At 50.6% G+C, this 24457-nt stretch carries 18 protein-coding genes; 8 read left to right on the forward strand and 10 right to left on the reverse strand.

Translation table 11 applies throughout. The features are described 5' to 3' along the window. Entirely contained in the window at nucleotides 1-1011 is a 1011-nt protein-coding gene (locus tag ACFOE0_RS00750; RefSeq protein ID WP_248936512.1) for an ArsJ-associated glyceraldehyde-3-phosphate dehydrogenase, read from the forward strand. An 83-nt stretch (nucleotides 1012-1094) separates the two neighbouring features. Next, a complete protein-coding gene (gene arsJ, locus ACFOE0_RS00755; RefSeq protein ID WP_248936513.1) occupies nucleotides 1095-2354 on the forward strand; it encodes an organoarsenical effux MFS transporter ArsJ in 1260 nt (419 codons plus the stop codon). Nucleotides 2355-2383: 29 nt separating this feature from the next. Here the strand turns inward: arsJ and ACFOE0_RS00760 are convergent, their stop codons facing one another. Continuing rightward, the gene (locus ACFOE0_RS00760; protein WP_248936514.1) at nucleotides 2384-4108 is read right to left on the reverse strand and encodes a GSCFA domain-containing protein; all 1725 of its coding nucleotides are present in this window, start codon (nucleotides 4106-4108) and stop codon (nucleotides 2384-2386) included. A 261-nt stretch (nucleotides 4109-4369) separates the two neighbouring features. Here ACFOE0_RS00760 and ACFOE0_RS00765 point away from each other — a divergent pair, with 261 nt between their 5' ends. Further along, nucleotides 4370-5641 carry an MFS transporter gene (locus ACFOE0_RS00765; protein ID WP_248936515.1) on the forward strand — a complete coding sequence of 424 codons (1272 nt, stop codon included), beginning with the start codon at nucleotides 4370-4372 and terminating at the stop codon, nucleotides 5639-5641. A 430-nt stretch (nucleotides 5642-6071) separates the two neighbouring features. Next, complete coding sequence (locus tag ACFOE0_RS00770; RefSeq protein ID WP_248936516.1) at nucleotides 6072-7922, forward strand: CHASE3 domain-containing protein; 1851 nt, start codon at nucleotides 6072-6074, stop codon at nucleotides 7920-7922. Between the two features lie 502 nt (nucleotides 7923-8424). Here ACFOE0_RS00770 and ACFOE0_RS00775 read toward each other — a convergent pair. From ACFOE0_RS00775 to ACFOE0_RS00790, 4 genes are all read right to left on the reverse strand, one after another. Next, a complete protein-coding gene (locus tag ACFOE0_RS00775) occupies nucleotides 8425-10329 on the reverse strand; it encodes an FUSC family protein (RefSeq protein ID WP_248936517.1) in 1905 nt (634 codons plus the stop codon). A gap of 155 nt (nucleotides 10330-10484) precedes the next feature. Continuing rightward, nucleotides 10485-12389 (reverse strand): right-handed parallel beta-helix repeat-containing protein, encoded by a 1905-nt coding sequence (locus ACFOE0_RS00780; RefSeq protein ID WP_248936518.1) that lies wholly within the window; start codon nucleotides 12387-12389, stop codon nucleotides 10485-10487. A gap of 310 nt (nucleotides 12390-12699) precedes the next feature. Then, a complete protein-coding gene (locus ACFOE0_RS00785; protein WP_240317092.1) occupies nucleotides 12700-13038 on the reverse strand; it encodes a TM2 domain-containing protein in 339 nt (112 codons plus the stop codon). Nucleotides 13039-13253: 215 nt separating this feature from the next. Next, nucleotides 13254-14807: a glutamate synthase-related protein gene (locus tag ACFOE0_RS00790; protein WP_248936519.1), complete on the reverse strand. Its 1554-nt coding sequence runs from the start codon at nucleotides 14805-14807 to the stop codon at nucleotides 13254-13256. A gap of 235 nt (nucleotides 14808-15042) precedes the next feature. On the opposite strand from ACFOE0_RS00790, the gene ACFOE0_RS00795 reads away from it, so the two are divergent. Next, nucleotides 15043-16413 (forward strand): alanine/glycine:cation symporter family protein, encoded by a 1371-nt coding sequence (locus ACFOE0_RS00795; RefSeq protein WP_248936520.1) that lies wholly within the window; start codon nucleotides 15043-15045, stop codon nucleotides 16411-16413. A gap of 107 nt (nucleotides 16414-16520) precedes the next feature. Here the strand turns inward: ACFOE0_RS00795 and ACFOE0_RS00800 are convergent, their stop codons facing one another. Together ACFOE0_RS00800 and ACFOE0_RS00805 are read right to left on the reverse strand one after the other, a co-directional pair. Then, complete coding sequence (locus ACFOE0_RS00800) at nucleotides 16521-17873, reverse strand: flavohemoglobin expression-modulating QEGLA motif protein (protein WP_248936521.1); 1353 nt, start codon at nucleotides 17871-17873, stop codon at nucleotides 16521-16523. 130 nt (nucleotides 17874-18003) lie between these two features. After that, entirely contained in the window at nucleotides 18004-18177 is a 174-nt protein-coding gene (locus tag ACFOE0_RS00805; RefSeq protein WP_248936522.1) for a PA3496 family putative envelope integrity protein, read from the reverse strand. 414 nt (nucleotides 18178-18591) lie between these two features. Here ACFOE0_RS00805 and rimK point away from each other — a divergent pair, with 414 nt between their 5' ends. Together rimK and ACFOE0_RS00815 are read left to right on the forward strand one after the other, a co-directional pair. Then, nucleotides 18592-19494, forward strand: a complete 903-nt coding sequence (rimK, locus tag ACFOE0_RS00810; RefSeq protein WP_248936523.1) for a 30S ribosomal protein S6--L-glutamate ligase — start codon at nucleotides 18592-18594, stop codon at nucleotides 19492-19494. 184 nt (nucleotides 19495-19678) lie between these two features. After that, complete coding sequence (locus ACFOE0_RS00815; protein ID WP_115137545.1) at nucleotides 19679-19945, forward strand: YihD family protein; 267 nt, start codon at nucleotides 19679-19681, stop codon at nucleotides 19943-19945. A 67-nt stretch (nucleotides 19946-20012) separates the two neighbouring features. On the opposite strand, the gene ACFOE0_RS00820 is transcribed toward ACFOE0_RS00815, so the two are convergent. Together ACFOE0_RS00820 and ACFOE0_RS00825 are read right to left on the reverse strand one after the other, a co-directional pair. Then, a complete protein-coding gene (locus tag ACFOE0_RS00820) occupies nucleotides 20013-21725 on the reverse strand; it encodes a formate--tetrahydrofolate ligase (RefSeq protein ID WP_248936524.1) in 1713 nt (570 codons plus the stop codon). Between the two features lie 159 nt (nucleotides 21726-21884). Continuing rightward, nucleotides 21885-22727, reverse strand: coding sequence for a MaoC family dehydratase (locus ACFOE0_RS00825; RefSeq protein ID WP_248936709.1), 843 nt, complete (start codon nucleotides 22725-22727; stop codon nucleotides 21885-21887). A gap of 311 nt (nucleotides 22728-23038) precedes the next feature. On the opposite strand from ACFOE0_RS00825, the gene ACFOE0_RS00830 reads away from it, so the two are divergent. Beyond that, nucleotides 23039-23806 carry a methyltransferase domain-containing protein gene (locus ACFOE0_RS00830; protein WP_248936525.1) on the forward strand — a complete coding sequence of 256 codons (768 nt, stop codon included), beginning with the start codon at nucleotides 23039-23041 and terminating at the stop codon, nucleotides 23804-23806. Between the two features lies 1 nt (nucleotide 23807). Here ACFOE0_RS00830 and cheD read toward each other — a convergent pair whose 3' ends face one another. Then, entirely contained in the window at nucleotides 23808-24440 is a 633-nt protein-coding gene (gene cheD / locus ACFOE0_RS00835) for a chemoreceptor glutamine deamidase CheD (protein ID WP_248936526.1), read from the reverse strand. Nucleotides 24441-24457 lie beyond the last annotated feature (17 nt).

Raw genomic sequence — 24457 nt, forward strand, 5'->3', positions numbered from 1 at the left:
ATGACTATCAAGATAGGTATCAATGGTTTTGGCCGTATGGGGCGTCTGGCGCTGAGAGCTGCCTGGGCCTGGGATGATGTTGAATTTGTACAGATTAATGACCCCGCAGGTGATGCGGCAACTCTGGCACATCTACTGGAGTTTGACTCTGTACACGGTCGCTGGTCTGAGGCGGTCAGCCATGACGGTGATGCCATTGTGATTGGTGATAAGCGTATTGTGTGCAGTCGAAATATGGCTATTGGCGACACTGACTGGTCCGGTTGCGATCTGGTGATAGAAGCATCTGGCGTGATGAAAACCAAGGCCAAACTGCAGGCTTATCTGGAGCAGGGCGTTAAGCGTGTTGTAGTAACCGCGCCTGTGAAGGAAGAGGGCGTACTGAACGTGGTGATGGGGGTTAATCATCAGCTGTATGACCCGGCAGAGCACCCCATTGTGACGGCGGCATCCTGTACCACCAACTGTCTGGCGCCTGTGGTGAAAGTTGTGCACGAGAAAATGGGTATCAGGCATGGCTCAATGACTACCATTCATGACATTACCAACACCCAGACCATTCTGGATGCACCCCATAAAGATCTGCGCCGTGCCCGTGCCTGTGGCCTTAGCCTGATCCCGACAACCACGGGTAGCGCTACAGCGATTACCCATATCTTCCCCGAGCTTAAAGGAAAGTTGAACGGTCACGCGGTACGTGTACCTTTGGCCAACGCCTCTATCACTGACTGTGTGTTTGAGCTTAATCGTGAAGTGACTGAAGCCGAAGTGAACGCCCTGTTGGAAGAGGCAGCCAACGGCGAGCTGAAGGGCATTATGGGTTATGAGACCCGTCCACTGGTGTCTGTAGACTATAAGACAGATCCCCGCAGCGCCATTGTGGATGCCATGTCTACCATGGTAGTGAATGGCACTCAGCTCAAACTTTACGTTTGGTACGACAATGAGTGGGGCTACGCCAACCGGACTGCTGAACTGGCCCGTATGGTCGGTCAGATGGACAAGGCATAAGCTGTTCTGGCGGTGATGACGGACGTTGATGTCTGTCATCCCGGCTTTGGCCTGTTTTCAAACAAGGATCAATGGGATCAATCATGTTGGCGCGTATTAAAGCTTTGCCTGAGCAGGTACGTCAGTATCTGTTGATTACCGGCAACTACTGGGCCTTTACCCTGACCGATGGCGCACTGCGCATGTTGGTGGTGCTGCATTTTCACGATCTTGGCTACAGCCCAATTCAGATTGCCATGCTATTTCTCTTCTACGAGTTCTTTGGTGTGGTGACTAATCTTGTAGGCGGTTGGCTCGGCGCCCGTTTGGGGCTGAACCGAACCATGAATCTGGGGTTGGGGTTGCAGATCCTGGCGCTGGGTATGCTGTTGGTGCCCGCAGGCTGGCTGACCGTACCCTGGGTGATGGCTGCCCAGGCCATGAGTGGTATTGCCAAAGACCTGAATAAGATGAGTGCCAAGAGCGCTATCAAGACTCTGGTGCCGAAAGATGATACCGGCGAAGGACGACTGTATCACTGGATAGCGGTACTGACCGGCTCCAAGAATGCTCTTAAAGGCGTGGGTTTCTTCCTTGGCGCGGCTTTGCTGAGTCTGATGGGCTTCAAAGGCGCGGTGCTGGCGATGGCTGTGATGTTGTCGGCGGTTTGGTTACTCAGTGTTATCAAGCTCAAGTCCGAGCTGGGCAAGGCAAAGAATAAGCCTAAATTCAGTGAGATATTTTCCAAGAGCCGCAGCGTCAATATCCTCTCTGCTGCCCGTTTGTTCCTGTTTGCTTCGCGGGATATCTGGTTTGTGGTGGCTCTACCGGTTTATCTGGCGGCAACTTTCAACTGGAATCACTGGCAGGTGGGGAGCTTTCTGGCCCTTTGGGTCATTGGTTATGGTGGCGTGCAGTCTATTGCTCCCCGTATTACCGGCGGTAATAACAAGGCGATTGCCAGTATGTCAGCTGACAAGAGCCGTCATGCACCGGATGGTAAAACAGCCTTGTTGTGGGTGAGTTTACTGGCGGGGATCCCGGCACTGATCGCCATGGCATTGAATGCCGGTATCGCCCCCGAAGTATTGCTGGTGGGAGGCTTGTTGCTGTTTGGTGGCGTGTTTGCCGTGAACTCATCCCTGCACAGCTATTTGATTGTCAGCTATGCCGGGGAGGATGGTGTCTCTCTGGACGTAGGCTTCTACTACATGGCCAACGCCATAGGCAGATTGGCGGGGACCATACTCTCTGGTTGGGTGTTCCAGCAGTGGGGGCTTAGCGCGTGTTTATGGATAAGTTCCATTATGCTGTCAATCACAGCAGTGATATCTATCTGGCTGCCGAGAGGAGAAAAGGCCTGAGTACACCAGGCCTTAATCCATTGTAACCTTTATATTCCGGTTATGGCCCGCAGCCTGGTTGCCAGCCACTGGTAGTATTTTTCTCCTCCGTGAAACCAATCAGTGTGGCCGTCATCGTAAACAAAGTCGGATTTATAGCTTGCAGGATCGGCTATTTCATTGAGGAACTCTCTAGGAGCATTGAAGTACTCAACCCCCATCTGTTGCCACACATACTCCATCGCATCCATATAAGCTTCAATCAACCCGGCGTAGTCTTTTGATTCAGCGAAAAACCTGGCGAAAGGAGTGTCGGATACAACAATCACTCTGTGGCCCAGCTCCTTCAACCGGAATACGATAGTGAGCTGCTCCTGCATTTGGGCATCAAAGAATTCGACAAAGTCTTCCAGCTCAATATTGGTCAGTTTCTCTGGTCGGTTCTTTCTCATCCATGATACGAATTGATAGCTGGTCTTGTGAGTTTGCAGTCCTATATTGGTCCAAATACACGACTTGGGCTGCAGTCCCTGTGCGGCGATCATATCTAGGTTGGTTGATATCGGTTGCCATAACTTTCTGGCATCTGCACTTTCCATCGGAATCATAATGTCTGTATCGGAAGTGAGCACAAACTTATGTTCGGCAAAACCGGAACCATTCATGACCATGCCGCCACAGAAGGAAACGGAATCTGCTGTCAGTACTTTGGCCACTTTGCCCAGATGACTGTCGCCAATTAAGGTCAACAATGCTGGTTGGTCTCCCGGTTTTTTATCCGCTTTTATTGCGTCGAGCATCTCTTCATCACAGACTGCCTCCAAATGGCTGGATTGAACTGGTTCCAGCTGGTCTGCTGAAAGCGCGCCCGACCAATGCTTCATGACATAGTCCACGCCTGTGTTTGATACGGTGCGGCGATTGCTGCAAAACCTGAAGTCATTGGGAAGTGGCGTCGTAATCAACTCAAACGACGGGAAGTAAGTGACATCGCTTTGTGCTTCGCAGAAAGCGCCAACTACTGCTCTGAGGACAGACTTCGAATAGTTATTTGCCAGTAGTACATGCTTGTTTGTAGCCGTTGCTGTGAGTGGGACCGGCGAAACGGTCAGCAAAATCTGCAGTTCCGGGTTAATGGTTTTCAGTACATCGTAGAGTTGCATCAGATCCTGATAGAGATCGTTGTAGTCGAAGACCTTTAACTGATATCTGCCTGCATCGAACTCTCCAACTGAGATACCGGGACATGAGGGGTAGCAGATATCCTCCTGATCGGTCCAGGCTTCTATCAATCCCAGGGTGAAAATGAAGCAATCACTGTTTTTCAACTGCTGTTTGGCATCAGCGATAACCTCTGCCCTGTGCTCTGCCAGAGCTTCTGGACTGCCATAGCCATCCGGTTGGTTGTGAGGCAGTAAGAGGTCAAAGTACTTTTGCTGTCTGGCATCAAACCAGATGCTGTGGGACGAAAGTTGCTGCTCACTTTTGGTAAACCACTGCAGCAGCGCTCTGGGGCTGTACAGATTCCCGAAAGCAAAACTGGACACCTGTTCATTGGTGATATTGCTGTTCAGGTATTGATAGTTTTGTCCCAGCAGCCAGTGGCCGATATGTTGAGCGAAGCAGGAACCGGCAGATGATATCCTGTGCGTCCGGTCAATAGGCAGTTTGGGGACAAGTTGTTTGAACTCCTGTGTGCCTGTATCAACATTGGCAACACCGGTTCGCCAAAAAATATCATCCCGTGCAGAGTCATAGGGCGTAGACTGTTTCACAGTACTGTCTCCTTACAGTAATTACGTAATCCGTTACGGTTTCAATCGCTTCCGTCAAATTGGTGACATAGATGCGAAGGTTGTTTTTTAAGCAGGAATTGTGCCGCATTGCTCGCTTTTTAAACTGTCTTGATTGATGTTTTGCTTTTTCAGGGTGTTGTGAAAATGTTGCGGAGGCGATAAGGTATGCCCTCGGTACTGATGCGAATCAGTCGGTTCCCCTGTCGAAATGGCGATTTCGGCACAGCAAAGAGATGGATTATGCAAAGCGATATTTCCCTTGCCAGAGTGAAACAGTTTCCGCGTCTGATGTGGATCTTGCTGTTTGGCTCCTTTATCACCCGCGGCAGCTTTTACATGGTGTGGCCATTTCTGGCCGTGATCCTTTATGAACGTTTTGGTTTGTCTGCCACTGAAGTGGGGCTGATCCTGTCTTCAGCAGCCTTGGTGTCAGTGTTGATTAGCTTTATTGGCAGTGCGCTATCAGACCGGGTCGGGCGGCAAAAGATGATGTATGCCACCGGCGTACTCTATATAGCCTCTTTCTCCCTGTTGGCGGAAGCGGATTCCGTGGCCAGTTTTGCCCTGGTTATCACCCTTTGCTCGATTGCGACTTCCCTGTGGCGGCCATTGGTATCCGCCCTGATTGGCGACATTATCCATGAGTCCGAGACCAGAGAGCTGGCGATGCAAAGCCTCTATTTTATTGTTAACGTTGGCTGTGCTGTAGGCCCGATAGTTGGGGTGTGGCTGGGATTGACCGGAGAACAGTCCAGTTTTTATATCACTACGGTTGCCTTTGGGGTCCTGCTGCTGTTGCTGTGGTGGGGCTTTGCCAAACATGACTTCAAGCCGGGTGACGCCTCTTTTAGTGAGGGAGCTGAGAGTGAGTCGGATAATGAGGCTGCTCAAACCCCGGCATCAGGTATGCGTTACACCCTTAGAGTGATGGCCAGAGACAGATTGCTGCAATGCCTGATCCTCGCCAATGTCATCTGTATGTTTATCTTTGGTCAGATGGATGGTTCCCTGGTGCAGTACCTGAGCCGCGAGCAGGTACCTGATCTATTGGAGCTTATCTCGTCGATGATCTTTGCCAATGCCATGATCATTATCAGCTGTCAGTTCTTGCTGCTGAAACTGATGGCCCATTGGTCTTTGGTTAAACGTATCCAGTTAGCTTTGATCCTGTTAATGCTGTCTCAGGTGTGGATGGGGCTAAATCCTGTCGCCTTGTTCTGGGGCTGGATTGGTGCCGTGATTGTGATGAGTCTGGCGGAAGCAGTGCTGTTCCCTACCATGAATGTCCATATCGACCGGATTGCACCGGACCATCTTAGAGGCGCTTATTTTGGTGCTTCCTCCTTCTACGAGTTTGGCTTTGCGCTGGCCCCCCTTGGTGGCGGTATTGTGCTGGATTTGCTCAGTGGTGGCTGGTTATTCCTGGGATGCGCCTTGTTGACTCTGCTGGTGATGCTGCTCTACAGCCAGCTTGAGGGGATGTCCCGCCCGGATTTTGCTGTCGACTCCTGAGAGTCAATCATCTGTATTGGAGGTTGTACCAAAGCAACCTCCACAGGGGGACAGCCGTTCAACGCTTCCAACTGTTTACTGCTCTCCTCCTTCATCCCTGTTCTGGTTCCCTGCTACCTCTGTCCCATGAGTAGCACACCGAATGCTGAATCAAACAATCGACACTGGTTAAGAAAAGACTCAACGACTTGTTGCGAAATAGCTGTTGGCCACGATTAACGCGGAAAAATACGCTTTCATGTTATTTGTCTACACTGAATTGAGAGAGGGGAGTACCTGACCTGTGTGAATATTGGAATTGCGAGTAAAGGAATGACTATTTATGAATCTCAATAATCTGACGATCAAATCCAGATTGCTGATAGGTAACCTTATTTCAGGGATTTTGATTTTAGTACTGTGCGGAGTTGCCTGGAACGGGATATCAGGTATGCAAGACTCTGCTGGAATGGTTACTCATACCTTTAAAGTCATTAAGCACTCGGAGTCTTTGGTTGGGGCAATGGTCGATAAAGAAACCGGCCTGAGAGGGTATGCCATTGGCGGAGAAGAAGAATACCTGGAGCCATATATCGTAGGTCAGAAAGACTTTGCTGAACACCTGAAAGCCGCTATTCAACTCACCAGTGATAACCCTGCTCAACAAGCCAGATATTCAGAAGTTGCGAAAGATACTGAGCAATGGGATGCCTATGCTGAATCTGTTATTGCTCTGCGACGCGATATAAAACGTGGGGAAGATGAAAATGAGCATCTCAAACAGTTGCTGGACTCAGGTATAGGCAAGCAGCAAATGGATGGGATCAGAGCCGAAATTGCCGCTGGAAATTATGGCGCTCAGGGACAGCAACTTCTAGGGGCCATGGTCAATATGGAGACTGGGCTGCGTGGCTTTATGCTGAACAGGAAGGAAGAGTTTCTTGAGCCATACATATCCGGTAAAGAGATCGCGCAATCAATTGCTACCAGGCTTAGCGGAAGTGAATTGGCAGAAAGCGTAGATGGTTGGATCAATGGCTATGCTGAGTTGGCTATCGAGACTGTCAGAGAAGCCAATCGACATGCAAGTCTCTCTGACCTTTATGCCTTGCTGTCTCGTAAGCAGGGTAAACAGTATATGGACCACCTGCGAGAGAAGGTGGCTGAGATCGTCTCGATTGAACAACAACTCATGGTGGAGCGGACGGCGGCAGCCGACAGCGCCTCTTCTATGGCATCGACAATTGTATTGCTGGGCGGTGTTGTCACCATATTGATATCGGCAGTTCTCGGATGGTTCATATCCAATTCAATTACAGGACCTATGGGCAGAATCGTTGAAGCGGCCAGGAAACTGTCTACTGGAGACCTTTGCATTCAATTCTCAAAAGGGGGGGACAATGAGATTGGCAAATTACAGGATGCAATCCTGGGTATTTCGTCCAACTTTAAGGGAATTGTGGAAAACCTCAGCAGTGCCAGTAATAGTTTGGCGGAAGTCAGTTCCTCTTTGGTGACCACCACTTCCAGGACCAGCGAAGGAGCAGCTCAACAATTGAGTGTGACTGAGCGGGTGTCTTCCAGTATGGAGCAGATGTCGGCGTCTGCTGAGGAGGTCTCTGAAAATGCGGGTATTGCATCGTCTTGTGCTCATGAAGCCAGTAAAGAAGCTAACAATGGGTTGACAGTTGTTGGTAGCACTATCAATAGCATAGGTGTACTTGATAAAGAGATTAATCAAACGACTGAGAGGCTGAACGCACTCGCAGAGGAAGCTGACAATATTGGAGGAATTCTCGATGTGATTATGGGAATTGCTGACCAGACCAATCTTCTGGCGTTAAACGCGGCGATTGAGGCTGCCAGAGCGGGTGAACAGGGCAGGGGATTTGCTGTGGTTGCAGATGAAGTCAGAGGCCTTGCCCATAGAACCCAAAATTCTACCAATGAGATCCAGGGGCTTATTGAGAGACTGCAACAGGGAACCAGTGACGTCGTAAGCAGTATGGAGAAAAGTACTCAGATAGCGCAAAAGAGCGTCGTTGAGGCTGGTCAGTCTGGAGAGGCTTTTACTTCTATCTCTCAGGCCATCGATAAAATCCTGCAAATCAGTGATGAGAGTGCTCAACTAAGCTCTCAACAGACAAAAATAACAACCAATATTCGCAGTGACGTAGAGGCTGTGAGCTCAATTTCTAACGAAAGTGCCAGGAATATGGGGGAGATGGTCAAGTCCAGTACAGAGTTGGAAAGCTTGTCTATTTCTCTGAGGGATATTATCAGTCGATTTAAAGTGGCGTGAGTTTTTTGGTAAGGAAAAGGGGGAGCCTGTGGCTCCCCCTTTTGTATGATAATTCCAAGGCTATTTTGAGTTGCGAACCTGGCCAGCAACAAATTCAGTGGTGAACCAGGCGGTGGCGACAAAGAAAGCCGGCACAATAAAACCACTCAAAATCTGGGACTCAATGCTGGTATCCAACCGGGCGTACTGGCTTACCAAAGTCTGAAAAAAACCGACGCCTGAGTCCGTTGGCAGGTAACCCCAAATAATAAAAAATGAGCAGAAAATAACGCATAACATGCGTAAAACGAGTTTGGTATCCATAGTGCTGTGCCCGGTTGCTGAATTCAGCGGCAATATATGCTCAAGCAAATTAAAAATGTTTGAACTTGATCAAAAAAACGATATCGGAGTTTTTGAAATTAAACGGCTTTTTCCGGTTTTTAAAACAACGGGAGCAATAGCACTGAAAAGCTGAACAATCGCGGCTTTTTTCCGCATTGTGCGGCAGTTTTATCCCGGACTAATGGTCGATAAGATCGAAAGGACGTTGACGATCTACCCACACAAAAAGTTGCTGCAGATCGCCCTCCAACCAACGCTGAATATCGCCGTTTGCTTGTCGATCAATTGTCAGTAAGCACCATTGGCGATTAAGCCTGTCGCTATATAGCTCTCGCCATTGGCCGAACTCATGTTTAAGCACAGGATGGGGGATCTTGTTGGAGCGGGCCTGCATACCAATACAGGCGTGCAGCCTCAACCCTAACCAAAGCAGTGATTGCCAGTCACGCATATCTCTGGCGGTGGTATTGGGTTCAAGCTGCATATAGCCTATTTCCTGGCTGAGCTGCCGCAGTGCAGCGTGGGCCTGCCACTGCAGTGGACTATTGTGCTCGCCTCTTTCAATAGCCTCTAGCCACAGGGTCTCCAGCTCCCACCACTTGTCCACATAGCTGTCGAGCCAGCGACGGGTCCAGCTGGGAATAAACAGATGCATAGCCAGAAATGCCAGCAGGGCGCCTGTCATGGTATCCAGCGCCCGATAGAAAGCGATATAGGGGTCGCTGGGCAGCAGCAGGGTGATGGCAAACACCATCATCATGGTTAGCCAGAACACATGGATTTCGTATCTCGCCTTGTAGAAGGTGGCAAATGCCAGAAACACGGTAATGCAGGTGGCATAGTAGAGCCACTGCCCCTGTCCCAGATACCAGATAAGCGACAGTGCCAATATGCTGCCCAGTACAGTGCCGTAAAATCGACTCCAGATACGGGCCTGCAGCTGTCCCAGTGGGGCCACCATCAGCACGATAAATGCGGTTAGGGTAACCCAGTATCCCTGTGGCAAATCCAGCAGTATGACTATGGCTTCGCAGCACATGAGTGTGAACAGGATGCGCAATCCGTGGTGCCATTCTCTGGAGTGGCGACGTATGGCTTTATGCCATTGGGTACGAATACTGTCGGCATCTGAAGGCCAGACCTGACTGATGCGATAGCGCCAGCCCGGAGCCGGTGTCAGGCATAGTTGTGCCTGTCTGAGTCTGTCCTGAGCCTGCTGCAATATAGGGTGGTCAATATCTGTGGGCAGACCGGGTACGGGTTTATCGGCAGCCAGCGCCTCGGCTGCTGAGTGCAGATAATCCGCCAGGGATGCCTGATTGCTGATCTGTAAGCGAATACGGCTGATGACTTCCAGGGTTTCAATCATGGTTAACAGGGTGAAGAGCCTGGCTGCCAGTCGGGTAACCTGAGGTTTGTCCGGCATCTCCAGCAGCCAGTGAGACAATACTGCAATGGCTTCATCCAATTGTTCACGCAGGGCCAGTCGTTGGTTGACCTGATCCTGTCCTGCCTGAGCCAGAATCGCGCACCAGTCTGCCAGCTTCTGATGGCAGCGACTCAATAACTGCTCTCCTTGATGCTGACTGCGCCATGGCCCGGCAATGACGGCACTGAATACAGCGGTAACGGCACCGAATAGGGAGGAGGCAAAAATAAGTTCAGGTTTTACTCCTGAGTCCAGCAGGTGCAGGGCGCAGATAAAACTGAAACCGGCGTTATAGGCGATAAGCTGAATATATTTGCGTTGGTTCGACGTCAGGCCATACAGCAAGCCGATAATAGCCAGGATGCCACTGCCGAGCAGAGGGTGCCAAAGGCTCAGCAGTGCAAGGGTGCTGGAAAGGCAGCAAATAGCTGCTGAACGACTGAGCAGACTGGCACGTTTCGGGTAGGCCAGGTTGCGCCCCTGAACTCCTACAAGCCAGGCTACAATCAGGGCGTTAACCCCGGCGGCCTGTTGACCCAGCAGGGTAAACAGAAGCAGGCCGGCGACCATGGGCAGGCCAATACGCAGTCCATCTGGCAGATCGGCACGATCAGGCAGCCAGCCACGAAGGTGCTTCAGAGTAGGGGAGTTCATTGATAAGTCGGGGGCTGAAAAATCGGGGGGATATTTTACAGAGGTGAGCACAGTGAATTAGTGATCTGTCCTGCGAAATTTGTTCATGATGTGAGGTCGGCAATAAAGTAAAAAAGGACTGCAGAGCAGCCCTTTTCTGATAAAAGGAGTCTCCTTTAACGGGTATTGCTGGTTTTAGAGTAGGAGGTACCTTTGCCGCTTGCCGTACTGTTACCACTGACAGTCAGACCTTTGGCGTAATTGGACAGCACCACAGTGTTGTTGCGCTGACTGGCGGTGATTCCCGATGTGCGCAATCTCTCGTACAGTACTTTCTTAACGGCGCTGGCTGATCCAAATTCCGATTGGAAGTTGTTGTTTGAGACAGTGGCGTTATTGGTATTGTCGATAAAGATTGCGGGCGTTGAGTTAGCCTGCTCACTGATGGTGTTGCCGGTAATTGTCAGGTTTTTGTTGCACTTTAAGGTGCTTGGATCATGTTTGATCGCGTTATAAACCAGAATGGCAGGGCCGTGAAGTTGCTGCACCGCATTGTTTCCCGTAATGGTGACATTCAGGCTGCACTGGGAGTTATGCTCGGCATCTCCACCCATCCAGATCCCACCGTTACCGTTGCGACGGATAGTGTTATTGCGGATATCGCCATAAGACGCATTACTGCGGATCCCACGGCCTTTGTTGTGTTGCAGTGTGTTGTTTTCAATCAGGAAGCGATTGCCAGAGGTGCCTATGGTAGCGTTACGACTACCAATATAGTCACCGACAACCGAGTTATTCACATTCTTGTTGAATGTCAGACGAATATTGCCATTCCCCAGGCTCTGAATCGCATTGACTGTCAGCGACTTATCATTCTTTTTGGAGTTTGCAGCGTCGTACAGGTCAACCACATCGCCTGTGCTGATGAATTGTGCCTTCTTCTCATTTACATCGACGGTGTTGCCGGATACCCGCAGAAGATCTGTACCACGGGCGAACAGTCCCAGGGAGTCATCAGCATTGTGGTCAATAGTGGAGTTCCTGATCTTCAGACCGCCTCGAATCGACTGGAAAATATAACCGCCTGCAGTGCCTGCCATCAGTGGAGCCACTGAGTTACCGATACGTTTGCGCTTGTAGTTCACATTATTCAGCGAGATATTGCTGCCACCATTCTGCCCCCTCACCGCAACAGCAGGTGCATTGGAGATTTCAATGTTCTGGGCACTGACGTTGGAGCTATTGAAGAAATAGAGCGACTCGCCACCGACTTTAGGTGAAAGGGCGACTTTCAGATTGGAATCGACTCTGTGGTAATCATACAGATAGCTACGAGTTGTTTTATCAAGGCCGGACAATTCGTAGCGATTGCCACCAAGGTGTCTGGAGGCGGTGAACTTGAGATCAGACGGAACCTTCTCGTAGGTGACATCTCCCTTGAAGGTCACAATATAGCTTTTATCTGTATTGTCGCGAATGAACTGTTGCGGCGCATCATATCCGGAGTCGAGTGCGATAATAACCGTATCATCAGACTTGGAGCTGATTGAGTTGCGCTCGAACTTACCCTGAGTAAACGGATATTTATCGTAGGTCAGCGACATATTGTTAATGGCGACTTTGTTACTGCTGTAAAGGCTCAATCCATTCAGACCTGACGACGTACCATCATTGAAACCCACGAACTGCAGCGTGGTTGAACCTATGCCCTGTCCACGAATGGTCATCTGTTTATTCGAGGTCTTACCGGCAACGGCGATTCTTGAGTTGGCAAAGGTAAAGTTAGTGTTGGAGTGTTTGCTCTTTACGCTGACAGATACAGGGTCTTTGAACTTATAGGTACCACTGCCAAACACCAGATCGACATTCTTACTGCCTGACTGGTTAATGGCAAAATTAACAGCGTTTTTCATACAGGTGCTGTTATCAGTATTACCTGTTGTAACTCCCCAGTTAGCCAGAGTGATTTTACAGTAGCTCGACGAGCTGCCTGCACTGCAGGCATTGGGCTGAGAGCATGCCATGGCGGTGTTGGCTAAGGGCAAGCTGAGCAGGGCCAGTATTACTGTGGTCTTCTTCATACCATCTTCCTTTGTAGTTAGTGGCTTGTAATTTATTTTTCACATTTATACTACAAATTAACTGTAACATGACTCTGGCATAATTAAATACTAAAAGGGTTTTTGTTGGCTTTTGTCTCTAACTGAATAATTAATATGGAGTTAAATGCTTATTGGTGTGGCTTGTGTGGTTATTTGAGCTTTATTTTGTATGATTTATTTATAACGATTTGTTATATATTTGACCCTATTATAAATAAGGGTATGGTTGGCGGGAGGATTTCGGGGGTTAACGGGGGTAGGCCCCGGACTTATCCGGAGCCCACAGGTGTTATGCGGTCAGGGGGCGTTGGGCGTACTTGGATTGGAAAGTAAAAGGACTCATACGGAAGGTTTTAAAAGCGTCGAACCAACCCAGTGCTACCGGCACCAGTGTCCAGCTGAATGCCAGATATAAAGATCCCTTCAAATGTTGACCCAGATAGAATCTATGAACTCCCAAACCACCTAATAGCAGACCGTACCAGGCGGCCAGTTTTTGGTTTTTGATGCGGATGTTGGGATCCACGCCAGCCAGGGCATCAAGCCCCATAGCGCAGTGACAGTTACTGCAGGTCAGACAGTTTTCAGCTAAAGCTTGACCACATTGAGGGCACGGATTGGCTTTCACAGTGTTACTCCAGAGTCATGCCAATGATATGTGTCATTGGTCGTGTGGTAGGGTTGGAGAAATTATGCGTACAAGTGTTCGCTGAGATCCAGCTTCGCAGATCACACTATGAAAAAATATTGAACGATTTTGGCCTGATGCTTGTAACCCAACGGATGTAGATTCGAGATGTTCTATAAAGAACGGAGGAACACTTGTTCCTCCGTTTTTTTTCCTTAATCCAGCGTCACTCCCGAGTATCGGACACCACTCAGGCGCGCCATATCATGGTTCCAGGTCGCCAGATCGTTGCGATTAAACTGATTGAGATGATCATGACCACAGGCCCGGGCCATCACCTGCATCAGCTCCACCGAGGCGGCAAAGAAGTTGGACAGGCGTTCGGCAGAGGCATCCACATTCAGTCTGGCCCTGAGCTCAGGTTTTTGAGTGGCTATCCCGGCCGGACAGTTGTTTGAGTTACAAATACGTGCGCCCACACAACCTATGGCTTGCATAGCGGAATTGGATACTGCTACCCCATCGGCCCCCAATGCCATGGCTTTGACAAAGTCCATTGGCAATCGCATGCCGCCTGTAGCAATTAAGGTCACTCTGCCGCTGGCACCGACGCTGTCCAGATAACGTCTGGCTCGGGCCAAAGCAGGAATGGTAGGGACACTGATATGATCCCTGAAAATTTCAGGCGCAGCGCCTGTGCCACCACCTCTGCCATCCAGAATGATGTAATCAGCGCTGGCATCCAGAGCAAACTGGATATCCCGCTCAATATGGTTGGCACTGAGCTTAAAGCCTACCGGGATACCGCCGGTGACAGCTCTGACCCTGTCGGCAAAGCGGCGGAAGTCAGCCACAGAATGAAGGTCTTTGAAGGTTGGCGGGGACACCGCATCATGACCCGCATCTATACCCCGAACTTCGGCTATCTTGCCGATATTTTTGGCTCCGGGAAGGTGCCCTCCTGTTCCTGTTTTGGCACCCTGACCACCTTTAAAGTGGAACGCCTGTACCCGGGTCAGCAACTCCTCTTTATAACCAAACATGGCACTGGCCAATTCGTAGAAATAACGGGAGTTGGCAGCTTGCTCCTCGGGTAACATGCCCCCTTCGCCGGAGCAGATGCCGGTACCGGCCAATTCAGCCCCTTTGGACAGTGCAGTTTTGGCTTCTTCTGACAGGGCACCAAAGCTCATATCCGAGACAAACAGCGGGATTTTTAGCACCAGGGGTTTTTTGGCCTCGGGACCTATCACAAGTTCGGTACTGACCGGGATATCTTCCAGCAGAGGTTTGGTGGCCATTTGTGCCACCATAATCTGAATATCATCCCAGCTGGGCAGTTGAGTGCGGGGCACCCCCATGGCTGTCATGCGACCATGGTGTCCCAGCTTGCTCAGTCCCTCTTTGGCCAGTTGATGGATATATTCAACAAAAGGCTCTTCGGCTGTGGCAACCGGCGCAGGAGTCGCATTTTCATCAGAGTGTATTGCCTCAGGTCCCGGGCCTGCCTTGCCCACATCATCGGCTTTGAATCGGGTATGGGTGCCATCGCAAAAAGGGGCATTGCCCGTGTGCTTACAGGCGCAGAGAAAGGCGTCACCTTCCTGTTCAGCGGTAAAGGCTTTGGGGGTGAATTCGGTACCGGCATGACTGCCGTCGCAGTAAGGTTGGGATTTGGATTTACCACAGCGACAGAAGTAATACTCCTTACCTGCTTCCAAACTGACTTTAATTGGCTTGTTATCTGAGACTATGGGTTTGTCTTTCATGGGCGCTCCGGGAATAACTTTTATTTTGTTGTTTTATTGTTATAGCCCGCTTTTGTGAAAAAGGAACATCCATCGAAAGAGGTACCTCCTTAAGGCTTGATGCAAGTGGGAATGGAGTGTGCCACCGGTATATCAGCGAACTCTTGATTGGTGCGCAGGGCTTTTCAAATGTTAACTGTTCGTTGTAGTCTGTTCGCCACAGCTGACAATAACAAGAATAGCCGGGGAGAAAGCAATGGAAGCGATTACTCAGTTTGTGTCTACGATAAACGGCATAGTGTGGGGCACTCCCATGCTGGTGCTGATCCTTGGTGTGGGTCTGTTTCTCTCCATTGGCCTGAAGTTGATGCCTATTCTCAAGCTGGGCAAAGGTTTCAAGCTGCTGTGGACAGGTCGTATTCCCGATAAAGATAAAAATATGAAAGGGGAGATCAGCCCCTTTAATGCCCTGATGACCTCCCTCTCCGCCACCATAGGTACAGGCAATATTGCAGGTGTGGCGACAGCCATTTTTATGGGAGGCCCTGGAGCCCTGTTTTGGATGTGGTGTACCGCTCTGGTGGGGATGGCCACCAAGTTTGCCGAGGCCGTACTGGCAGTAAAATATCGTGAAGTGGACGACCATGGGAACCATGTCGGTGGCCCCATGTATTACATTAAGAATGGCCTCTCCTCCAAGTGGGCCTGGCTGGGCACCGCCTTTGCACTGTTTGGCTCCTTCGCCGGTTTTGGTATCGGTAACACAGTGCAGTCCAATTCAGTGGCAGATGCGTTGAACTCCAACTTTGGTGTGCCCGGTTGGGTGACTGGCCTGGTGCTGATGGTGTTGGTGGGTATGGTATTGATGGGAGGGATCAAGCGTATTGCCGATGTTGCCGGTAAGCTGGTTCCTCTGATGACAGTTTTCTACATCACAGCCGGTTTGGCTGTGTTGGTGGTCTACGCTGCCGAAGTGCCTGCGGCCTTTGCCCTTGTGATTGAAAGTGCCTTCAACCCTGTTGCGGCACAGGGTGGTTTTGCCGGTGCTGCTGTGTGGGCGGCGATTCGTTTTGGTGTGGCCCGTGGTGTGTTTTCCAACGAGGCGGGTTTGGGCAGCGCGCCAATAGCTCATGCTGCTGCTCAAACCAATAACCCGGTTGCTCAGGGATTGGTGGCTATGCTGGGTACCTTTATCGACACCATTATTGTTTGTTCCATTACCGGCCTGGCGATTGTAGTTTCCGGCGCCTGGACCTCAGGTGAGAATGGTGCAGCGCTGACCTCCTACGCCTTCTCCCACGCCCTGCCTATGGGAAATTACATCGTTGCCATTGCGCTGGCTATCTTTGCCTTTACCACCATTCTGGGCTGGAGTTTCTACAGCGAGAAATGTGTGCAGTATCTGTTTGGTGTTAAGGCGATTAAGCCATTCCGTCTGATCTGGACTCTGGTGGTGCCTCTTGGCGCTGTTGCTTCGCTGGACTTTATCTGGCTATTGGCCGATACCCTGAACGCCATGATGGCGATCCCCAACCTGATCGCACTGGCACTGCTTAGCCCTGTGGTATTTGAGCTGACTCGCAAGTACTTTAAGAAGCAGAAAGAGGCTGAGTCGACAGAAGCTTAAGTCCTTCAAAAAACGGCGCCATATCTCTATTTGAGAGGAGCATGCTATGTCCGCCGTAATCAATGAAAACGGCCGCAAAAGCGGCCGTTCTTATTCCAGGGATGGGATCATTCCCAGTCGTCGAATTCTGTGTCTTCAACAAACTCAGCAATGGGGTCCACAGTGGGCAGGTCTCTGAACAGACGCTGGAAGTGACGTTGAACACCTTTAAGATCGATACCGGCAAGGCCAGTGGCAAAGCCAAACCAGGCATAGAGTCCTGAGTAGTCTTCAAACATATAGGGCAGATACTCAGGCGCTTCGACTATGCCCTGTTTGTGGGCCTGATACAGCACGGGAATATCTTCAATAGCCAGCTTGCCTACAAACAGCATGGGGATCAGTTCAGGCATGCCTGCGGTAATGGCTGCCCGGATAAAGTTGATGTTTTCCACATAGCCACGAACATAGGAGATATCTTTGGTAAAACAGGATCCACCGGTCACCATACCACCACGGAACACCCTTTGGGTGACGCGGTAGCTGTCTCTTTCGCTGAGGTTCTGTTCGCGGAAGTGACGGTAAACTTCAATAAAATCAGCCCCATTTTCCGCCATATCCACTGCAGCAACCCTGTCGCTGATACGGCGGGCCCGACCCGGGGTGGAACTCAGAGTTAGCATTTCCAGCAGTACTGCCAGACCTTCCTGGGTCGCGGCAACTCTGGGGGAGCCAGAACCCAGCCAGGTAGCCCAGGGTTGGGCACGACCATTGAGCGTGGTACCCAGATGGACCCAGCCTTCGTGTACCTCGTACACGTTCAGGTCGGCTTCACTGAACATGGCCTGGCTGTTGAGTTTAATGGTATCGCCACCGACGGCGGCGTCAGACACGATACCATCGCTCAGGCGCACAAGAATATCGTCATTATGGAAGTACTTATTGAGGCGGCGGCTGAGCTCATCTACGGCTTCCGGCGCGCTAACGATTTTTGGATGTTGTTTATTGATGCGACGGGCTGCGGGCAGGGAAAACAGGTAGCTCAGGCGGTCGCCCAATTGCCTCAGGGTATGGCGGTCACCATGCAGTTTGTGTCTGGCTGAACCGTACAGCTGCTGACTGATACAGCCGAACTCCTCCGTGCCCCGTGACAGCAGCAGGTCGACGACAAGCTGGGACTGCTCCAGGTTCTTCACCAGAATGCGCCCCAAAGGATCTTTGGCACCCAGCTGTTTACGTATCGTTTTCTTCAGGGCTTTCAGATCTTCGCGGGTCGTGTCGGGATCAAAGTTCAGCGCCTGGCTTTGATAGAAGTTGGCGTTGATATCCGGCATGCGAGTGCCACCGCTGGCGAGAAATTTGGTTTCCTGCTCTCTGGGCCATTTGATGGCATCGAGGATCTGCAATGGCGATTGCAGACGAATAAGTTCGTCGGAGAATGCTTTGAGTTTTTCTTTGTATGCCTGTTCAACCTGTGACATGTAAGCGATTCCATTGCTGATTGACTGTGAGGTTTATATCACAGCTTTCAGGCTTTGGAATACAGGTTTTAAACGGCAGGTCTGAGAAGGTGTTTGGGCCGGATTTACCGGCCCCGGGGGAGCAGCTTGATCAGTCGTCCAGACCCAGCGCCTTGCGCAGTTCACGCTGTTCAAAGTAGTCATCCAGACGGCGCTTTAACTTGCGCTTTTGTTCCATGGATTTTGCAGCCTGAGGGTTAGTCGGCTGGGACATGTCGTCCATTTCGAGATCGTCACCAGCAAGGGTATTAACAATCTGAGGCATGGTAGTTGGCTCCTGAAAACCAAGTAAATAATCTCTTTGCCAAGTCGCAAAAGAGTGGGTGAAGTTTCGGGGCAATTTCTAACGAAAAAGTTTTTTGGAGAAAAGCAAAAAATGACAAAGGTATGAGACTTGATGTTGATTCTTTGAATTCGTTCACAATAGTTTCATTGAGGATTTCACACTCAGGCCAAGAGGTGAAAGAGTAGAAAATCACCCTGAGGTCAGCAGCTGTGCTGCTCACTGCAAAAGCTTGCTGGATTTGGTGAGATTCTGCTTGCCAAATATGGCACGATAGACAAAGATTCGCCCTTTGGCGTACGACACAATTCAAGGCGCCGAAGTGACCCGCTCAGGGTCAATGACAAGCGCTCCTTCGGGCGCTACGGTTTGATAATTCTTATTGAGCTATATTTCATGAAAATTGGCATTTTGTCGCAGCATCCGGAACTCTACTCTACCCGTCGACTGGTGGAGGCTTGTGAATCCCGTGGCCATGAGGCCGTGGTGATCAATCCATTGAATTGCTATATGAACATCAATTCAGTGCAGCCGACAATTCACCTTGAAGGGGAAGATATCGGCCATTTTGACGCCATCATCCCCCGTATTCACGCCAACATCACCTTCTACGGCTGCGCGTTGGTGCGTCAGTTTGAGATGATGGGGGTGTATGCCATCAATGACTCTATTTCCATCTCCCGCTCCCGTGACAAACTGCGCGCGCTGCAGCTTTTGTCCCGCCAGAACGTGGGCATGCCTATTACAGGTTTCGCCAGCAAGCCGGATGATATTCCGGATCTGATCAGCATGGTGGGCGGCGCGCCTTTGGTAATTAAGTTGCTGGAGGGGACCCAGGGTATTGGCGTGGTGCTGGCAGAAACCAAGAAGGCGGCGGAAAGCGTTATTGAAGCCTTCCTGGGTCTGAAGGCCAACATCATGGTGCAGGAATACATCAAGGAGTCCAATGGCAGCGATATTCGCTGTTTTGTCGTGGGCGACAAGGTGGTTGCTGCCATGAAGCGACAGGGCCCGGAGGGGGATTTCCGCTCTAACCTGCATCTTGGTGGTACAGCTGAAAAGATCAAGATCACCCCGGAAGAGCGTAAAACTGCTGTTGCGGCGGTGAAGGCTATGGGCCTGGGCGTTGCCGGTGTGGATATTCTTCGCTCAGCGCGTGGTCCTCTGGTGTTGGAAGTTAACTCTGCACCGGGGATTGAAGGTATCGAGAACGCGACTGGCTTGCCGGTTGCCGAGAAGATTATCGAGCATATTGAGAAATCTGTAGCGGCCCGCAAGAGCAAAAAAACAGTGGCCTGATCGCCCTGATACTAAATATGAAAGCGCCCGGCCTGTCCGGGCGTTTTACTTTGGCGAAACTAACATCAATCAGGGCTCTGCAAGGCACTGACACTGCATTGTGTGCTTGGTGTCATATTTCAGAATTTGGTAATGTAGCGTCAGTCAAAGAGTTGATGGCCAATGGCCAAAGTTGGAGTCTTAAATGAAGTGTCATCGTCTGAATGAATTGATTGAACTGCTGCAACCTGAGTGGCAGAAAGAGCCTGAGCTTAACCTGATGCAGATGATAGGCAAATTAGCCGCAGAAGCGGGTTATCAGGGAAAACTGGAAGAGCTGAGTGATGATGTACTTATCTATCACCTGAAGATGCGTAACATGGGTGACGATGAGATGATCCCGGGTCTGGCCAAGGATTATGAGCCGGATTTCAAAACTGCGATTCTGCGTGCCCGTGGGATTATTGATTAATCGCCGCATACACTAAAAAAGCGAAGCCATTTGGCTTCGCTTTTTTGTTGGCCATTTGATATCCGGTTCAGAACAGACCTGTGATATTGCCGCCGGCATCCACATCGATATTCAAATAGGCTGGCTTGAGTCCCAATCCCGGCATTGTCATGACAGCACCCATCAGCACGGTAATAAATCCCGCGCCGGCGTTCAGCTGTAGCTCTGTCACCGGGATAGTGAAACCACCTGGCACACCCTTGAGCTTAGGGTCATGACTGATGGACATAGGGGTTTTGGCCATACACAAAGGCAGTTTATCCAGATTCAGGGCTTGCAGACTGGCCAATTGCGCTCTGGCTTTGTCTGACAGCTCGACACCGGCAGCGCCATATCCTGCCTGAGCCAGTTGATTCAATTTATCTTCAAGTGGCAGCTCAATGTCGTACAGAAACTTAAACGCCGACTCAGTCTCTGCTGCTGCCACTATGGTCTGTGCCAGAGCTTTGCCACCCTCAGCCCCCTTTGCAAAGGCTTCACTGATTTCACAGCCAAAGGCCTTGCTTTGCTCCACTTTGTCTTTCAGCCATTGCAACTCTTCATCTGTGTCTGTGGGGAATCGGTTGATGGCGACGACCACAGGTACTCCATACTGACTGACATTATTGATATGCCACTCCAGATTGGCGTAGCCGGCATGAAGTCTGGCGGTGTCCGGTGCGCTGATATCCAGTTCTGACTCAAGACCAGAGTTGGCTTTCAAGGCTTTAAGCGTGGTCACCAATACGGCAGCCGCGGGGGCGTCACCGGACTCGCGAACCTTAATATTGCAGAACTTCTCAAACCCCATATCTGAACCAAAACCGGCCTCAGTAACCACATAGTCAGCGCAACGCAGTGCGATCTCATCCGCCAGAATAGAGGAGTTGCCATGGGCGATATTGGCGAAAGGCCCGGCATGAACCAAAGCCGGTGCGCCGGACAGGGTTTGCATCAGAGTCGGTTGTACGGCTTCAGCCATCACGGCGGTCATGGCACCGGCTACTCCCAGCATCTCTGTGGTAACAGGCTGGCCTGAGGTATCCAGTGCCAGCACGATTCTGCCCATACGCTGACGCAGATCTGCCAGAGAGCGGCTGAGTGCCAGAATCGCCATTAACTCTGATGCCGCAGTAATATCAAAGCTGGATTCATGGGCAGGCCCATTGTTATTACCCAGGCCTACAGTGACCTGTCTCAGGGCACGATCGTTATGGTCCATCACCCGATTCCAGAGAATCTGCTGCGGATCGATATTCAATGCCTGCAAGCCGGTTTTATCAAAGAAGGTTTTGGCACCCAAACGGGTTTCATGGTGCAGACGGGAGTCCAGTGCGGCGGCTGCCAAATTGTGAGCTGCAGTGACGGCATGAATATCACCGGTAAGGTGCAGGTTCAGCTCCTCCATGGGCACCACCTGAGCATACCCACCTCCTGCAGCACCACCTTTAACACCAAATACAGGGCCCATACTGGGCTGGCGTATACAGGCCGCGACCCGTTTACCTATGGCCTGCAGAGATTGAGTCAGGCCAATGGTGGTGACCGTTTTACCTTCACCAAAAGGGGTGGGTGTGACCGCGGTGACAATAATGAGTTTGCCCTTCGGGGAGTCAGCCAGTCGATTCAGCGCTGATAATTTGATTTTTGCTTTGGCTGGGCCAAATGCGACCAGTTCGTCTTCCTTTAACCTGAGTTTTTGGCCAATGGCCGTGATAGGTTCCAGTGTGGCTTGCTTTGAAATCTCAATATCGGTCAGCATTCTGTCGTGCTCTCTTGGATGGGCGCTCAAAGGTGGCGTAATCTTAGATTAACTCAAGGTTTCTCACCCTGCCTAAAATGCAAAGTGTGATTAAACACTGTGTTTCGGTGGGACATAAAAACAGAGGGTCGGCAATGCCGACCCTGATTATCTGAAGTATCAGTTGAGATACCTTACCGAGCCCGTCAGATGAGGACGGCGGCCGCGGCCATCCCTGAGTTCAAATCGCTTACCAGCTGATTCTGGCTGGTCAATGGCGCAGAAGGTGACATCTGCCGGCATAAACAGAGGCAATTTGAAGGTCACATCCACCTCAACCGGGCGGTCTCCAATCTCCTCGTTCATGGCTGCAATACAGCGGGCTTTAGACCACATGCCATGCACCAGTACACGATCAAAACCAAAGCGTTTGGATAATACCGGGTGAAGATGGATCAGGTTGTAGTCACCGGACGCTTTGGCATAACGGCGGCCGAGATCTTCACTCAGTTGCCACTGCTGTGGGTTTTCCCAGGCCATATTGTCACCCTTGGGAGGACGGCTGCGCTTTCCTGGCTTCTCGATACGATACAGGTAAGTGGAGACCGACTCCCATACCAGTTCTTCACCAACCCAGACCTTGGAGAAAAGGTCGAATGTCAGTCCGGTTTCTGTCTCTTCACTCCCAGCCAGAGCACATTCGATGCGAAAAATCTCATCGACCTTGAGCTGGCGATAACTGGTAATGCGGTTACGCAGGTGGATCATCCCCAGCAATGGGAAGGTGATGGCCGGGTGGGTAAAAATCAGAGCCTGCAGGCGGAACACCAGCACATGCATATAGGTCATTGGCAGTTGTTCGCCATCAAAGCTATATCCACATACATTGGCATACTGGCTGACACTGGCTGCTGAAATCGCCACTTTATCGCAACTGACCTGAATGCCGGGCAGAGGTTGCCCATCCCAACCGGGTTTGCGGCCAAAGAAAATTTTGCGATAAAGAGAAAACAGCGATGGCATCGCCTTAAGTTCAACCTGATATTGCATGGTACTGCCAGATGTCGGTTCCGAAACAAGGGCGGGATTATAACCCACTTTTTAGCCAGCAGGGTATCCCTCTGATGGGGAAGGAATAATTGGTATAAACAAGGGGCAAAACCCTCTAAATCACCGTGGTTTAGCGTTAAATTGATAAGCTGGCAGTAAATCCGGGATAGAAAATTCACACCAAGGTATTAGTCTCAAATTGACTCTTTAAGCCAAGGAATCACTAATGCCTGAGCCTTGAAGTGTGACAAACTACTGCCCCTGTAAGTGTGAGAGTTCAATTCGTGCAAGACAAAAATTTCGACAGCCTGGCAGGGAAGTTTGCCAGAAACATCTACGGCACCCGTAAAGGGGAGATCCGCGCAGCGGTTTTGTGGCGGGATTTAACGGAAACCCTGCCTGCTATTCATTCGGCCAGATTACGTGTACTGGATGCTGGTGGCGGTTTTGGGCACCTGAGCCAAAAGCTGGCTGCTCTGGGCCATGAGGTGGTTTTGTGTGATATCTCGGCTGAGATGTTGGCGCTGGCAAAACAGCAGATAGATGCCTGTGATACCGAGTTGAATATCAAGCTGGTGCACAGTGCCATTCAGGATCTGAACCCGGCAGAGCTTGGCCAGTTCGATCTGATTCTGTGCCACGCTGTCGTTGAGTGGTTGGTGGATGCCAAGTCCACTATGGCGGGGCTGCTTAAGATGCTCAAGCCCGGTGGTTACTTCTCTTTGATGTTTTTCAATCTTGAAGCCATGCGTTTCCACGCGCTGATTTCCGGCAATTTTGATTATGTAAAAGCAGACTTCAAGATTAAGAAGAAGGTGAGGCTAACGCCGACCCATCCGTTGACGCCAGATACAGTGCTGGATTGGTTTGCTGATTGGCAGCTGGCGCTTGATTGTCGTTCAGGCGTCAGAGTGATTCATGATTATTTGAAAAAACACTTGCCGCCTGATTTTGATAACACCCAGCTGCTGGAGATGGAGCTTTTCTATTCCCGCTATCCTGCATACCGGGATCTGGGACGTTACGTTCATTTCATGGGGCACTCCAGTTAATCTAATCACCGAAGAGCTCAATTTCGTTGTCGCCTCCGGTAACTTTAACGCCATCCAGATACTCTTTTTCCTCGCGTATGGTCAGTTCCACTGGCTCGGAAGACAGGCGCTTAACTTTGGCTTTGCCGGTCATGGGGTGGAACATTACCTTTCTGGGCCAGACTCCACCCACATCTTCAGCAATGATCTCTATACCTTCGGTGGCAAGATACTGACGGACAAACTCAATGTTGGACTCTCCCACATTGATGATGGACATGCCGCCCAGTTTAGCGCCGCCAAAAATCTTGGCCTGCAGGTTACGACGCTGGCCACCGGCAGACAGAATAGAGTTAATCAACTGCTCCATTGCCCAGTTGCCATAGCGGCAGGAGTAACTGGTCAGCTGATGCCAGTCGTCGTGAGCTTTACGTTCAGGAAGCAGGAAGTGATTGAGGCCGCCAACGCGCATGACAGGATCCCAAATGCATGCTGCGATACAGGAACCAAGGCGGGTGAAGATATATTCGTCCTGGCAGCTGATATAGTATTCCCCGGGATCTACCCGCGCAGTCATACACTCATGTTCCCGGTTCCAATACCTTGGTATGGTCTCAAAGCCCGGGTACACCATGTTGGTGAGGTTCGCCGTCATCAAGCCTCCATGCTTGC

The organism is Shewanella submarina (assembly GCF_042646185.1).
GTDB lineage: Bacteria > Pseudomonadota > Gammaproteobacteria > Enterobacterales > Shewanellaceae > Shewanella > Shewanella corallii.